Here is a 13,972-nt window from a genome sequence, read left to right as displayed (position 1 = left end):
GTGTGTTTATAAAATTGTGGCGGGACGAATGAGCATTCGACTTTAAATCGCTATTATGCTTTTGTGGTTTATTGAAACTGACGTTTTTCAAGTTCCACAACTTCATAAACACTTCAACGTTAGCGACAACAAAATAAAAGCCCCCGCAGCAACTTGTGCTACGGGGGCTTTTACTTATCCGGTCAACCTACTTCTTCCGCTTCATCACCGCTTCTACGGCTTCCACGATGGCGGCATCGGTGAGGCCGTATTTCTCCATCAGCTGGTCGGGGGTGCCGCTTTCGCCGAAGCTGTCGTGCACGGCCACCATTTCCAGGGGCAGGGGCTCTTCGCGAGCCAGTAGCTGGGCGATGCTGTCGCCGAGGCCGCCGTTCATCTGGTGTTCTTCGGCGGTGACCACGCAGCGGGTTTTGCGCACCGAGGCGAGGATGGCTTCGGCATCGAGCGGCTTGATGGTATGGATGTTGATGATTTCGGCGTTGATGCCTTTTTCGGCCAGGAGCTTACCGGCCAGCACGGCTTTCCAGACGAGGTGGCCGGTGGCGAAGATGCTCACGTCGGGGCCTTCGTTCATTACCCAGGCTTTGCCGATTTCGAATTTCTGGTCGGCAGGCGTGAAGTTGGGCACCACGGGGCGGCCGAAGCGCAGGTACACGGGGCCTTCGTAGTCGGCGATGGCGAGGGTAGCGGCTTTGGTCTGGTTGTAGTCGCAGGGGTTGATGACGGTCATGCCGGGCAGCATTTTCATCATGCCGAGGTCTTCCAGAATCTGGTGGGTGGCGCCGTCTTCGCCCAGCGTGAGGCCGGCGTGCGAGGCGCAGATTTTCACGTTCTTGCCGGAGTAAGCAATGCTCTGGCGAATCTGGTCATACACCCGGCCGGTGCTGAAGTTGGCAAAGGTGCCCGTGAAGGGGATTTTGCCGCCAATGGTCATGCCGGCGGCCACGCCCATCATGTTGGCCTCGGCAATGCCGACCTGGAAAAACCGCTCGGGGAAGGCCTTTTTGAAGGCATCCATCTTGAGCGAGCCGGTGAGGTCGGCGCAGAGGGCGACTACGTTGGGATGGGTGGTGCCCAGCTCGGCCAGGCCAGCGCCGAAGCCGCTACGGGTGTCTTTGGATTCGGTGTAGGGGAAGTCTTTCATGGGTATATTAAGGAGGTTTCGTTAGAACAAACTCCCCTCCTTACCAAGGAGGGGACGTTGAGCCGCAGGCTCAACTGGGGTGGTTGTGGCGTTGAACGGCAAACGTCAGCGCCCACTAAAACTACTTTCAATGGAATGCAGCACGCTATCCAGCGCCGACCAAATTAACTTATTCTCAAACCGCATTACCCGAATACCCGCTGCATTCAAATAATCAGTACGCGCTGCATCATGCAAATTACCGGATGCCGTGAAATGGCCCGCACCGTCTAATTCAACCGCAAGCTTTTCCTGCGGGCAGTAGAAATCAAGAATGAACTCGCCGATGCTGTGCTGGCGGCGGAATTTGCGGTTGGCCAACTGGCCGTTTTTCAATTGGTTCCAGAGGACGGCTTCGGCGGGGGTTGGGTTGTTGCGGAGGGTGCGGCGTTCTTCTTTTTTGTGGGGGAGGATGTTGAGGGTTGTCATGGGGCTGTCATTTGATTCAACGATTCTTCAACGCCTACAACCACCCCAATTTTCACTTTGTGAAAATGTCCCCTCCTTGGTAGGGAGGGGAGTTTTCCGTTCTCACGTCATTTTCCGAAAATGGCTACTGATGTCGTCTGCCCGCTCCGAATGCTAAAATTGCGCACGTCCGTAAACTTGCTGCCGATGCTGGTTTTGGTGCGAAATACCAACCGGTATGCCCCCGGCTGCATGGGTAGGTTGATTTTGCTGCTGCCACCTTGCGGCAAGTCGTAAATCCAGGTTTGCGACTCATCATCATTCAATTGATAGATACTACCGTAGCCTTTCAGGTCGGAGGTAATATTGAGGGTGCCGGGGGCATCGTAGGTGAAAGCGTATTCCTGGCCTTGCTTGATAATGATGCGGCGCACGGTGCGCGGCAGGGTCAGGGCTTCCACTTCGTAGTTGCCGGCCAGCAGTTTCTGGCGGGTGCCGAAGGTGCCGGCCGTGACGGTGGCCCCCGCCGGGCTGCGCACCACCGCCCGGATGGTACCATACGGGTTGGGTGTGAGAGGTGGGTTTTGCAGCCAAAGCGTGCCCTGAGGCGTTTTGTAAGTGAGCACGTTGGCCTTGCCGGGCGTGATGGGGATGTTGGCCTGGCGCACGGGCGGCACCGTGTTTATCACGAGGTCGTAGCTCTGGAGAGCGTCGATATCGACGACATCGGCCTTGCCCTGGGCGTCGCGGTAGTGCACGTAATTGTACTCCGGCTGCTCGGTCACGTTGTTCACGAAGGTCATGTTCACGTTGCTTTCCACGGGCTTGCCGTTGGCGTCGGTGAGATTCACCGAGACGGTGGTTTTGCTCAGCGTTTTGGCAATTACGTCGTTCATCACCGTGCGGAAAGTGGCGACTTCGGCGGCGTTGTAGTACTGGCCGAGGCATTCGAGCTGCTTGCCGAAATCGCGCTCGGCCCCGATGCCGATGACGAAGGGCTTGAGGAAAACGTGCTTGCGCTGCAGGGCGATGGAAGCCGCGCAGGGGTCGCGATTGCACGATTCGAGGCCGTCCGTAATCAACAGCAGCACGTTGCGGGAGGACTTATCGGTGGGGAAATCGTTGGCCGACTGCTCCAGCGAGTACGTGATGGGCGTATTGCCCTGGGCTTTCAGCTCGGTCAGCTTTTTCTTGATGGCCACCGCGTTGCGCGGAGCGAAAGGCACTTCCAGCCGGGAGTCTTCGCAGTTTTTCTCGGCATTGGGATATTGGTGGCCGTACACGCGCAGGGCTATTTCCAAGTTGGGATAGGTGTTGAGGGAGTCCACCATTTTGCTGAGCATGCGCTTGGCCACGTTCCAGCGGGGCTGGCCTTCCCAGGGGGCCATCATCGAGCCCGAGGCATCGAGCAGGAAAAGAATGCGGGTGACCTTGGGCTTTTCGAGGGGGGCGTTCTGGGCGTGGGTGTTAATGCTCCATAGCAGCAGCAGCAACGCCGCCAGGCGCAACCTCACCCCCCCGGCCCCCCTCTCCAAAAAAGAGGGGGGAGCTTTACGATTTTGCTTGAACAGGAACGTAAAGCTCCCCCCTCTTTTTTGGAGAGGGGGGCCGGGGGGGTGAGGTTGACGTAAGGCGCAGGACCACATCAGCGAAATCTCGGTTAATCAGCGAAAATCAGTGATTTAGTAGTCGCCTTCCGTCCCGGTTTTCAGCTCATCGAGGGCGGTGGCCAGCTGGGCATCGTTCGGTGCTACGCCGTGCCACTTGTGGCCGTCCATCATGAAATCGACGCCGAAGCCCATTTTCGTATCCATTACGAATATGACGGGCCTGGCTTTGCCGGTGGCGGCCACGCAGTTTTCGAGCAGGGGAATCAGGGCATCGAAGTGGTTGCCGTCGCCTTCGATGACGTGCCAGCCGAAGGCTTTGAACTTCTCACCAATATCACCCAGGCCACCAATTTCGTCGGTTGAACCATCAATCTGCTGGCCGTTGCGGTCCACGATAGCGATGAGGTTGTCGATTTTGTGGTGGCTGGCGTAGAGGGCGGCCTCCCAGTTCTGGCCTTCCTCCAGCTCGCCGTCGCCCATGAGCACGAACACGCGCTGCTTGTCGCCGTTCATCTTTTTGGCCTGGGCCGCGCCGCAGGCCACGCTCAGGCCCTGGCCCAGGGAGCCCGAGGCTACCCGAATGCCCGGCAAGCCCTCGTGGGTAGTGGGATGGCCCTGGAGGCGGGAGTTGAGCTTGCGGAACGTGCTCAACTCACTGATGGGGAAGTAGCCCGAACGCGCCAAACACGAGTACATGGTGGCCGACGTGTGGCCGTTGGACAGGAAGAACAGGTCCTGGTCCTTGCCGTCCATATCGAAGGGCTCGGGGTGGTGCTTCATTACTTTAAAGTAAAGCGCGACCAGCAAATCGGTGATGCCGAGCGAGCCGCCGGGGTGGCCCGAGTTCACGGCATGCACCATGCGCACGATGTCGCGGCGCACCTGGGTGGCAATTTCCTTCAGCTCCTCGTTTGATTTCTCGGGCTGTTCAACAGTTTTGGTGGTGGTGGTATCGGCCATGTCGGGAATAGTTGGGTTCGGTGGGTAAAGGTAGTAAACGGCGGGATGGGCCAACGGGCCCTTTCGGGGCAAAGCAGTGCTGCCGGCTGCCGCTACTTCAGCAGTTGGGCGGCGTGCTCCTTGGTGTCCACTTTCTTGATAACCTGCTCAATCAGGCCGTTTTCATCAATAAGGAAAGTGGTGCGAACGGTGCCCATGTAGGTCTTGCCGTAGTTTTTCTTCTCCTGCCACACGCCGTAGGCCTGCACGATGGTTTTGTCAGTATCGACGAGCAACGGGAAGGGCAGGTCGTACTTGAGGGCGAATTTCTGGTGGGCCGCCGCGCCGTCGATGCTCACGCCGATGACTTTGATGTTGCTGGCTTTCAGCTCCTCCTGGTGGTCGCGCAGGTTGCAGGCCTGGGCGGTGCAGCCGGGGGTATCGTCCTTGGGGTAAAAGTAGAGGGCGACTTTCTGGCCGCGCAGCTCGTGCAGGCTGATGGTGTTGCCGTCCTGGTCCTGGGCGGTGAAATCGGGGGCGGGTTGGCCGGGTTCGAGGGACATGATGGGAAGGGTTTTTGAGAAGAGTAAGACGGTCAAAACTCCCCTCCTTACCAAGGAGGGGATGCTGGCGCGAAGCGTCAACTGGGGTGGTTGTGGCGTTGAACGGCTGGCGAAATGAATGCAATAAATGTAATTTAAGCGCTTACGGGAATTGACTGGAAATCGTGCGGATGCCATGCAACGCTACAACCACCCCAGCTGACGCTTCGCGCCAGCATCCCCTCCTTGGTAAGGAGGGGAGTCTTATTCGCACTTCTCCGCTACTACAAGCTCAGCGGAATCACCCGCTCATTGCCGGCCTGGTCCGTCAAACGCAGTTCGGCGGGGCCTTTCAAGCGGGCACCCAGCGTATCGGTCGGCACCGAAAACAGCGTGGAATTCTTGTGTTCGAAGCGCAGCATCCGGAACCGCCCGCCCACCAGCAGGCGGTAGGTAGCCAGGCCGGAAAGGTCGTCGCCGACGCGGAAGAGCACCTGCCCGCCGGGCCGCCCGATGAGGCTGCCCTTAGGGGCCACGGTATCGGTGAGAATGCGGTAGGAGGCAAACTGGCGGATGTTGGCCGTGATGTTGCCTTGCTCGTCCCACTTGCCGCCCAGGTAGGCCTTGCCGCCCTTCAGCGTGGCCGCGTAAATGGCAGTGCGGGCCGGGTCGGCGGGCGGGGTGGTGGGCTTGAGAGTGAGGGTGGCCGTGTGATAGAGTGGAATGAGCGGCGCGCCCACCGTCCAGAAGCCGCTGCCGATGGGCTCGGGCTTGTAGCTGGTGCCGAGGTAGATGTTACCGAACAAGGTTTCCTTGCCGAACATCACGTTGAGCTTGGCCGTGGCGTAGTTGGTCTCCTTGCCCGCCGGAATCATCACCTGCCGGTCGAACTTCTTGGTGATGGTGCCGAAACGAATGGAATCGGGCAGGCCGGCGCGCAGGTCGTAGAGGTACACGGTTTCGCTGTTCTGGGTGTAGCTCGGCTTGATTTCGAGGCGGCGGTTGCCGCGCAGCAGCACCAGGTTGGCGCCCACCGAGTCGGCGCTGGGGTCGGCGGCCACGGCTTTCAGCAGGTTGCGGGTCACCTCGAAGCGCAGGGCGGGCTTTTTCACCACGGCGGCGCGGGTTTTGAAGTAGGCCGGCTGCTCGCCGCGCAGCACCAGGTGCAGGGCCGTCTGGTTGTTGTAGGAGTCGGCCAGGGTGATATCGACGTTGTACACCTTACCGGCTTCCACGGTCAGGCGGCCCTTGGTGGGGCTGGTGGTGGCGTACATCAGCAGGTCGTTGCCATCGTCTACCCACAGCTTTTGCAAGGTGCGGCCCTGGGTGTTCTGATACAGGAAATCGACGAAATTGCCCACCTGCCGGGTGCCCGTCGGGAAGGGAATCGCATCGATGTTATGCTGGTAAAACGGCTGCCCGTTCACCGTCATGGCCACCCGCTGAATACCGTTGCGGTTCCAGGCATTGTCAAACCTATCGAAGCCTTGCACCAGCACGCCCACCGTGCCAAAGGCACTGATGGTATCGGCCCAGGTAGTGGCCACGCCCGGCCCCGGCTGCACTTTGGGCGCAAACAGCGCCTTGGCAAACACGTTCTTCACCCGCGCCTCAATAGACAGCGGCTCCAGCGCAAATGCCTGCAGCGTAGGGGCTACATGGTCCTGAATCTCGGGGAAGCCGCCCCATTGCAGGGGGTTGTACTGCCGGTCCTGGGCATCGCGCACTTCCCAGTGCAGGTGCGGGCCGGCCGAGCCGCCGGTGTTGCCGCTCAGGGCCACCAGCTCGCCACGCTTCACCGGAAACCGGTCCTTCTCGAAGAAGGCTTCCAACTCGTAGCTCTGCTTGTCGTACTGCCGACGCAGCAGCTCGGCCGCGAAGGCACCTTTGAACTCGTTGAGGTGGCCGTACACGGTGGTCAGACCATTTGAATGATTGATATAGAGTACGTTGCCGTAGCCAAACGACGACTGCTTGAGACGCGACACGTAGCCATCGGCGGCGGCGTACACGGGCTGGTTTACCCCGCCGCCGGTCTTGATGTCGAGGCCACCGTGGAAATGGTTGGGCCGCAGCTCGCCCATGCTCCCGGCCAGGAAGCCCGGCTTGCCCGGCGCAATCGGAAACATAAAATACCCCGGCGCCACGGTAGCCCGCCCGGCATTCAGCAGCTCGCCGGGGGCGCGGTCGCGGTCGGAAGTGTCAGCCTCCTGCCCTCCTACCCGCCATGCCAGCAGCACCAAAAACACACTTCCTATCAACCGCGCAGTTAGCTTTCCCTTTTGCACAATAACGCTTCTTTTAATTCAGCTAATACTTTTCATAAACGGATGTAGAGACGCATCCTTATGTCTCCGGCACCGCGCCAATCAGACTCGTTCACAGCCCAACCGTTCAACGCCAAGCCGCCAGAATGCGTCTCTACATCCCTATCGAATGCCCAGCTCCAGCAGCTTCTCCCCTTCCAGGAAGCCTTCCAACTGGTCGCCCATCTGCACGGGACCCACGCCGGCGGGCGTACCGGTAAAAATAAGGTCGCCCATTTTCAGGGAGATGTATTTTGATACGAAGCTGATGATTTTGGCGAAGGGGTGCAGCATCAGACCGGAGTTGCCGGTCTGGCGGGTTTCGCCGTTCACGGTGAGATGGAAATTGATGTTGGCCAGGTCGGCAAACTCGGCCACGGGCTGGAAGGTGTTCGAAATCGGGGCCGAGCCGTCGAAGGCTTTGGCCAGCTCCCAGGGTAGGCCTTTTTTCTTGAGCTCGGCCTGTAAGTCGCGGGCCGTGAAGTCGATACCAAGGCCAATGGCATCGAAATAATTGAGGGCAAACGACTCGTCGATGTGGCGGCCGTTCTTGCTCACGCGCAGCACCAATTCTATTTCGTGGTGAATGTCCTGCGAGAATTCGGGGATGAAAAACGGCTGGCCGCGTTGCAGCAGCGCCGTTTCGGGCTTCATAAAGATAACGGGCGCGGAGGGCACCTCGTTGTGCAGCTCGGCAATGTGGTCGGCGTAGTTGCGGCCGATGCAGATGATTTTCATGGCGACGGGAAAGGCGGGTCGTAGATAAGTCAAAACTACGGCTCCCCGCTGGCTTACGGCCATCGGCCGGCCCATTTTTACGGCCCGCCGGCCTGGCCCGGCCAAAACTTTACCCCGCCCTGCCCCCGTATAGCCCGAAACGGCTGCCCGCGCCGGAGCCCGCCACGTTGGCGTGGGGCCAGCGCATTCTTCCACTTTTTCACTCATGCTCATGCTCAAAAAACTCACCCTCGTGGCCAGTCTGGCCTTGCTTTCCGCCTGCTCTACGGTGCCCATCACGGGCCGCCGCCAGCTCAGCCTCGTGAGCGACGGCGAAATCAACACCCTGGCTTCCACGCAATACCACGAGATTATTGCCAAAGGCCCGCTCTCCACCAACTCGCAGCAGGTGGCCATGGTTCGCACCGTGGGCCAGCGCATTCAGGCGGCGGTGGAAACCTATTTCCGCCAGCAAAACGCCTCCGACCAGCTGGCCGGCTACCAGTGGGAATTCAATGTGATTCAGGACGACAAGCAGCAGAATGCCTGGTGTATGCCCGGCGGCAAAGTGGCCGTGTACACCGGCATTCTGCCCATTACGCAGAACGAAAACGGCCTGGCCGTGGTAATGTCGCACGAAATCGCGCACGCCGTAGCCAAGCACGGCTCCGAGCGCATGAGCCAGGGCCTGCTGCAGCAGTTGGGCGGGCAGGTGCTCTCGGCCGCCCTTTCGACCAATGCTCCCGCTACGCAGCAGCTGGCGTTGCAGGCGTTTGGCGTAGGCTCGCAGCTGGGCCTGTTGCGCTACGGCCGCAACCAGGAATCGGAGGCCGACCACCTGGGCCTGATTTTCATGGCCATGGCCGGGTACAATCCCGACGGCGCTATTACGTTCTGGCAGCGCATGGATGCCCGCGAGAACCAAGCCTCGCCGCCCGAGTTCCTTTCTACTCACCCCTCCAACGGCACCCGCATCGCAGATATTCAGCGCGAATTGCCGGAAGCGCGTAAGTACTACAAGGGCCGCTAGGTAGCGGCTCCCAAGGCCCAACTTTTTGCTATTCTACTATGAAGCTTTTTCCGCGTTTGCTTGGGTTGGACCTATTGAGTATTTCAATGCTGTTGCTGGTCATGTCGTGCGAAAGCACCAAACAGGCTACCAGTGAGTTTGGCAGCCCCAACCGCATCAAAGGCGAAGTTATTGCCAAGCCGGAAAGCCGGCAAATCGTGCATTTCACCGACAGCTCCACGGAGTATAACACGCCGCGCAGCGAGCTGGCCCAAGCCTTCATCCGGCAGTTTGGCGATGGCACCGTAATCGATAAGATTCAGGTGCGCAAAGCCCCCACCGGCCCCGACGAGCCCATTAGCTACTACCTAATTGGCATGGGCCTGCGCAACGGCATGTTTCGGGCCATGGCCCTGCCCCTCACCGCCGGCGGCGACAACACCTACTACCTACGCCCCACCGCCGAGCGCTACACCATCACCGGCCAGGGCTGCCCCATGTGCTTCTTCAATTTTGAAAACGGACGCATCGTGGGCACCACCTGCGGCGAGAAAGTGGGCGGCAGCACCTGCGACCTGAAAGTGAACATCAACAATTCGCTCTTCTCCTCGGCCCCTGTCAAATGAATACGCGCAATAAATGGCTGCTGCGAGCCGCGCTCACGGCGCTGGCCCTGCTCATCACCACCGATAAGAAACCAAAAAAGCCCGCTGAATAGCGGGCTTTTTTGGTTTCTTATCTACTCCGGTCCGACCGCCCTAGGCGGTCCGACCGGTTGAAGAAAGCACGATTTGATGCAGACCGGCAACCAGTTATAAAAACACGTTCCAATAGACAACGACAACCGGTCGGACCGCCTAGGGCGGTCGGACCGGAGCACGGCATATTCAATCAACCCACAATTTCTGCCGCCAAGCCATTCAAGTCCAACCCGTCGAATGTGCCCGACGACATGAGCAGCAGGTTGGTATTGTCCCAGGTCTGGCTTCTTAAAAATGCGGCCAGCTCGGCGCTATCGGTTATCACTTTGATATCCGGCCGCTGGAAAGCCTGGGCCACGGTGGCAGCGGCCAGCGGCGGCAGGCGCTTGTGCTCCAGCACGTGGGGGTTAAAGTAGACCACGGCCACGTCGGGCGCATCGAAACAATGCGCGTACTGCGGCAAAAAGGCCGGGTTGAGGCTGCTGAACGTGTGCAGTTCCAGGCAGGCCACCAAACGGCGCTGCGGAAACTGGGTCTTCAGGGCCGTGGCCGTGGCCTTTAGCTTGCTGGGAGCGTGAGCGAAATCCTTATATACCACCGAAGTAGTGCCTTCGCGCACCAGCTCCAGCCGCCGCGCCGCGCCGGGGAACGTGGCCACTGCCCGGAAGAAATCCTTGCCCTTGATGCCCAGCTGTTTACACACCTCCTTGGCGGCCGAGATATTGCGCAGGTTGTGCTCGCCGAACACCTGCACGGGCACTTCCTCGTCCTTTTTGGTGATGAGGAACGTGCGGCCGTCGCGGATAACGTTTTCGTGCGGGCCGTAGCCGATGTAGGTCACGTCGGGGTTGGTGGGCACGGCGATGAGCTGGGTTTGCTCGTCGTCGCGGTCGTAGATGAGCACGCCGGCCTTGGGCGTCATATCGGCGAAGATGCGGAACTGCTCGCGGTAGATTTCCTCGGTCGGAAACACGTTGATGTGGTCCCAGCTGATGCCCGAAATCACGCCGATGTGGTGCTGGTAGAGGTGAAACTTGGGCCGCCGGTCTACCGGCGACGACAGGTACTCATCGCCCTCGATGATGATGATGGGCGCGTCATCGGTCAGCTGCACCATCAAATCGAAGCCCGCCAGCTGGGCCCCCACCGCGTAGTCGAACTTGCGGCCGTGGAACCGCAATACGTGCAGAATGCAGGCCGTGATGCTGGTTTTGCCGTGCGAGCCCCCGATGACGATGCGCTGCTTGTCGCGGCTGGCTTCGTAGATGTACTCGGGGAAGGAATAGATTTTCAGGCCCAATTCCTGGGCCCGCAGCAGCTCGGGGTTATCGGGCCGGGCGTGCATGCCCACGATAACAGCCGAGAGGTCGGGCGTGATGCGGGCGGCATCCCAGCCTTCCTGGGCGGGCAGCAGGCCGGCGGCGACAAGGCGGCCTTTGGCGGGCTCAAAAATCTCGTCGTCGGAGCCCGTGACGTGGGCACCCCGGCGGTGCAGGGCCAGCGCCAGATTGTGCATAATGCTGCCGCCCACCGCGATGAGGTGAATGGCTTCTGGGTGGATTGCTGGTTGCTGGTTGCTGGTTGCTGGTTCCAAAGGAGTTGATTCAGGACACTTTATGCTGGATTCTAAGCACTGATTTGTACCCCGCCATCCGAAAAGACTAAGGGGGAGTAGCGGCTAACGTAGCTAACGTTCAACCAGCCACCAGAAACAAGAAACCAAAAACTATTTCGGTGGGGCGCGAAATTACAAACTACCGGCTGCCGCCGCCATTCCATAACCAAAAGAATCGAATTTGTCCACCAATCTTTTCTCCGTTGGCGGGGTTAGCTTTGTATATATCACGGCCGGCCCGGTTTTATTTTCCCGGCCGGTTTCCTCGTCTCCGCTATTTCGTTACTTTAGTTTCCCAATTCCCCTATGCCCGACCAGATGGACGACCGCCTGAAGCAATCCGCCGCCCGCGCCAAAGCGGCCTGGACCAATCGGGGGGGTATGGTGGTTCCTCAGAATGCCAGTGCGGCCGGCAAGCTGCCGCCCCAGGCCCCCGAGCTCGAAATGGCCGTGCTCGGTGCCCTGATGCTGGAAAAAGACGCCCTCACCTCGGTTATTGACCTGCTCAAGCCCGAGAGCTTTTACAAAGATGCCCACCAGCGCATTTACCGCGCCGTTATCCGGCTGTTCGATAAGTCAGAACCCATCGACCAGCTCACCGTGGTGCACGAGCTGCGCGAGATGGGCGAGCTTGAAGCCGCCGGCGGCCCCTTCTACGTAGCCAACCTCACGCTGAAAGTTAACTCGGCGGCCAACGTCGAGTACCACGCCCGTATCATCACTGAAACCGCCATCAAGCGCGAGCTGATTCGGATTTCGAGCGAAATCCAGCGCGATGCGTTCGAGGATACTACCGATGTATTCAAGCTGCTCGACGATACGGAATCGGCCCTGTTCGAGGTGTCGGAATCGAATATTCGTAAGAACTTCGACGACATGCGGAGCCTGATGGGCAAAGCCATCAAGGAACTCGAAGAAAAGAAGAACCAGGCCGACGGCCTGACTGGTGTACCCACCGGCTTCACGGCGCTGGACCGCGTCACTAGCGGCTGGCAACCATCTGACCTTGTGATTATTGCGGCTCGTCCGGGCATGGGCAAGTGTTTGGGCAAAGGCACCAAAGTGCTGTTGTTCAACGGCGACCTGTGCAACGTGGAAGACGTGCGCGAAGGCGACCTGCTGATGGGCGACGACTCGACCCCGCGCCGGGTCCTGAGCATTGCGCGCGGACGCGAAAACATGTACTGGGTGCGCCAAAACAAGGGCGACGACTACCGCGTGAACGAGAGCCATATTCTCTCCCTGAAACGCTCACGCAATGAGGGCCCACACCGCCACGGCGACGTGCTGAACATCACCGTAAAGGACTATCTGGCCAAAGACCCAAAATTCCGCTCAAACTATAAGGGCTACAAGGTGCCGGTGGAATTTGAGGCGCAGGAGTTACCCGTGGACCCGTATTTCCTGGGCGTATGGCTGGGCGATGGCAACACTGGTAACTGCCGCATCACCGGCCAGGACCCAGAAATCATCGATTACCTGCACGAATACGCCGCTGCGCTGAAAATGCAGGTGACCGTGGGCGTGGTGGAAAATCGCTGCAACAGCTACGGCATTACCAAGGGCCGGCAGGGTGGCAACATTGCCGAGTATTCCTTGCAGGATGAACTGCGGCAGCTGGGTGTGCTGGGCGATAAGCACATTCCCCGCGCCTACGCCATCAACTCGACCGAGAACCGCCTGCGCCTGCTGGCCGGCCTCATCGACAGCGACGGCCACCTCGACCCAGTTTCCAACGGCTACGAAATCACCCAGAAAAACCAGCGTTTGGCCCGCCAAATCAAGTTTTTGGGCGACTCGCTGGGCTTCCGCACTTCGCTCACGAAGAAGCGCGCCACCATTTCCAGCATCGGCTACGAGTGCGAGGTGTGGCGCGTGCGCCTCTACGGCGACATAAGCCGGGTGCCGGTGCGCGTGGCTCGCAAAAAGGCCCAGCCCTGGACCTCGCCTGTTGACTGGCGGCAGACCGGCATTACCGTTGAGTTCGACAACGTGGATGACTATTACGGCTTTGAGATTGACGGCAACCGCCTGTTCCTGCTTCAGGACATGACGGTGACGCACAACACGGCGTTCGTGGTATCGGCCATGCGCAACGCGGCGGTTGATTTCAAGAAAGCTGTGGCCATTTTCTCGCTGGAAATGTCCTCCCTCCAACTCGTCAATCGTCTGATTTCGGCCGAGGCAGAGCTGGATTCCGAGAAAATCAAGAAGGGCAGCTTGGCCGACCACGAGTGGCAGCAGCTCAACCACAAAATAACGGCCCTCTCGGCCGCCCCGATTTACATTGACGATACGCCCGGCCTGAGCATTCGGGAGCTACGCACCAAGTGCCGCCGCCTGCGCTCGCAGAAGGATGTGCAGATGATTATCGTCGACTACCTGCAGCTGATGAGCGGCAACACCGACGGCCGCGGCGGCAACCGCGAGCAGGAAATTGCCAGCATCTCGCGGGCCCTCAAGGGCATTGCCAAGGAGCTGAACATCCCCGTGCTGGCCCTGTCGCAGCTTTCGCGCTCGGTGGAAACCCGGGGCGGCGACAAAAAGCCCCAGCTGAGTGACCTGCGGGAATCGGGCTCCATCGAGCAGGATGCCGACATGGTTATCTTCCTCTACCGCCCCGAATACTACGGCCTCGACCAGGACGCCGAGGGCAACTCGACCCAGGGCGTGGGCGAAGTCATCATCGCCAAGCACCGGAACGGCTCGCTCGAAACCGTGCAGCTCAAGTTCATCGGCAAGTACACCAAGTTTGCCGACCTCGATGGCGTGGGCGGCGGCTTCGACAGCGGCTACCAGCCCATGGGCCTGCCCGCCAGCAACTTCGACAACGAGCCAAGTCCTTTCGCCCCGAACACCATCCGGCTGGGCTCGAAGATTAACGAGTCGCCGGTGCCATTCCCGAAGAGCAACAGCTTCGGCGAGGAGCCGCCGTTCTAGCG

At 59.6% G+C, this 13,972-nt stretch carries 11 protein-coding genes; 3 read left to right on the top strand and 8 right to left on the bottom strand.

From position 1 onward, the window contains the following. Positions 1 to 187: 187 nt before the first annotated feature. The 7 genes from KQ659_RS06525 to KQ659_RS06495 form a co-directional block, all read right to left on the bottom strand. Positions 188 to 1,144 carry a transketolase family protein gene (locus KQ659_RS06525; RefSeq protein ID WP_216689589.1) on the bottom strand — a complete coding sequence of 319 codons (957 nt, stop codon included), beginning with the start codon at positions 1,142 to 1,144 and terminating at the stop codon, positions 188 to 190. A 105-nt stretch (positions 1,145 to 1,249) separates the two neighbouring features. Continuing rightward, on the bottom strand, positions 1,250 to 1,612 hold the full coding sequence (locus KQ659_RS06520) for an endonuclease domain-containing protein (protein WP_216689591.1): 363 nt from the start codon (positions 1,610 to 1,612) through the stop codon (positions 1,250 to 1,252). 107 nt (positions 1,613 to 1,719) lie between these two features. Further along, positions 1,720 to 3,126, bottom strand: coding sequence for a vWA domain-containing protein (locus KQ659_RS06515; RefSeq protein ID WP_226929863.1), 1,407 nt, complete (start codon positions 3,124 to 3,126; stop codon positions 1,720 to 1,722). Positions 3,127 to 3,273: 147 nt separating this feature from the next. Next, positions 3,274 to 4,161 (bottom strand): transketolase, encoded by an 888-nt coding sequence (locus KQ659_RS06510; protein ID WP_216689593.1) that lies wholly within the window; start codon positions 4,159 to 4,161, stop codon positions 3,274 to 3,276. A gap of 92 nt (positions 4,162 to 4,253) precedes the next feature. Further along, positions 4,254 to 4,703 (bottom strand): thioredoxin-dependent thiol peroxidase, encoded by a 450-nt coding sequence (gene bcp, locus KQ659_RS06505; protein ID WP_216689594.1) that lies wholly within the window; start codon positions 4,701 to 4,703, stop codon positions 4,254 to 4,256. A gap of 263 nt (positions 4,704 to 4,966) precedes the next feature. Next, positions 4,967 to 6,931 carry a M23 family metallopeptidase gene (locus tag KQ659_RS06500; RefSeq protein WP_226929862.1) on the bottom strand — a complete coding sequence of 655 codons (1,965 nt, stop codon included), beginning with the start codon at positions 6,929 to 6,931 and terminating at the stop codon, positions 4,967 to 4,969. Between the two features lie 180 nt (positions 6,932 to 7,111). After that, positions 7,112 to 7,726, bottom strand: a complete 615-nt coding sequence (locus KQ659_RS06495; RefSeq protein WP_216689598.1) for a fumarylacetoacetate hydrolase family protein — start codon at positions 7,724 to 7,726, stop codon at positions 7,112 to 7,114. Positions 7,727 to 7,937: 211 nt separating this feature from the next. On the opposite strand from KQ659_RS06495, the gene KQ659_RS06490 reads away from it, so the two are divergent. Continuing rightward, positions 7,938 to 8,735: a M48 family metallopeptidase gene (locus KQ659_RS06490; protein ID WP_216689600.1), complete on the top strand. Its 798-nt coding sequence runs from the start codon at positions 7,938 to 7,940 to the stop codon at positions 8,733 to 8,735. 86 nt (positions 8,736 to 8,821) lie between these two features. After that, entirely contained in the window at positions 8,822 to 9,340 is a 519-nt protein-coding gene (locus KQ659_RS06485; RefSeq protein WP_216689602.1) for a hypothetical protein, read from the top strand. A 265-nt stretch (positions 9,341 to 9,605) separates the two neighbouring features. On the opposite strand, the gene KQ659_RS06480 is transcribed toward KQ659_RS06485, so the two are convergent. After that, positions 9,606 to 11,009: a UDP-N-acetylmuramate--L-alanine ligase gene (locus KQ659_RS06480; protein WP_226929861.1), complete on the bottom strand. Its 1,404-nt coding sequence runs from the start codon at positions 11,007 to 11,009 to the stop codon at positions 9,606 to 9,608. Between the two features lie 402 nt (positions 11,010 to 11,411). Between KQ659_RS06480 and dnaB the strand changes: the two genes are divergently transcribed. Beyond that, entirely contained in the window at positions 11,412 to 13,970 is a 2,559-nt protein-coding gene (gene dnaB / locus KQ659_RS06475) for a replicative DNA helicase (protein WP_226930104.1), read from the top strand. Positions 13,971 to 13,972 lie beyond the last annotated feature (2 nt).

The sequence above is a fragment of the Hymenobacter siberiensis genome, assembly GCF_018967865.2.
GTDB classification, from domain to species: Bacteria; Bacteroidota; Bacteroidia; order Cytophagales; family Hymenobacteraceae; genus Hymenobacter; species Hymenobacter siberiensis.
The sequence above is the reverse complement of the archived record's forward strand: the minus strand, read 5'-3'. Positions and strand labels throughout refer to the sequence as shown.

What these genes read in the sequence shown, in the direction of transcription:
- KQ659_RS06525 (WP_216689589.1), bottom strand. Translation starts at nt 1,144, where the DNA reads ATGAAAGACTTCCCCTACACCGAATCCAAAGACACCCGTAGCGGCTTC.
- KQ659_RS06520 (WP_216689591.1), bottom strand. Translation starts at nt 1,612, where the DNA reads ATGACAACCCTCAACATCCTCCCCCACAAAAAAGAAGAACGCCGCACC.
- KQ659_RS06510 (WP_216689593.1), bottom strand. Translation starts at nt 4,161, where the DNA reads ATGGCCGATACCACCACCACCAAAACTGTTGAACAGCCCGAGAAATCA.
- bcp (WP_216689594.1), bottom strand. Translation starts at nt 4,703, where the DNA reads ATGTCCCTCGAACCCGGCCAACCCGCCCCCGATTTCACCGCCCAGGAC.
- KQ659_RS06495 (WP_216689598.1), bottom strand. Translation starts at nt 7,726, where the DNA reads ATGAAAATCATCTGCATCGGCCGCAACTACGCCGACCACATTGCCGAG.
- KQ659_RS06490 (WP_216689600.1), top strand. Translation starts at nt 7,938, where the DNA reads ATGCTCAAAAAACTCACCCTCGTGGCCAGTCTGGCCTTGCTTTCCGCC.
- KQ659_RS06485 (WP_216689602.1), top strand. Translation starts at nt 8,822, where the DNA reads ATGCTGTTGCTGGTCATGTCGTGCGAAAGCACCAAACAGGCTACCAGT.
- dnaB (WP_226930104.1), top strand. Translation starts at nt 11,412, where the DNA reads ATGGTGGTTCCTCAGAATGCCAGTGCGGCCGGCAAGCTGCCGCCCCAG.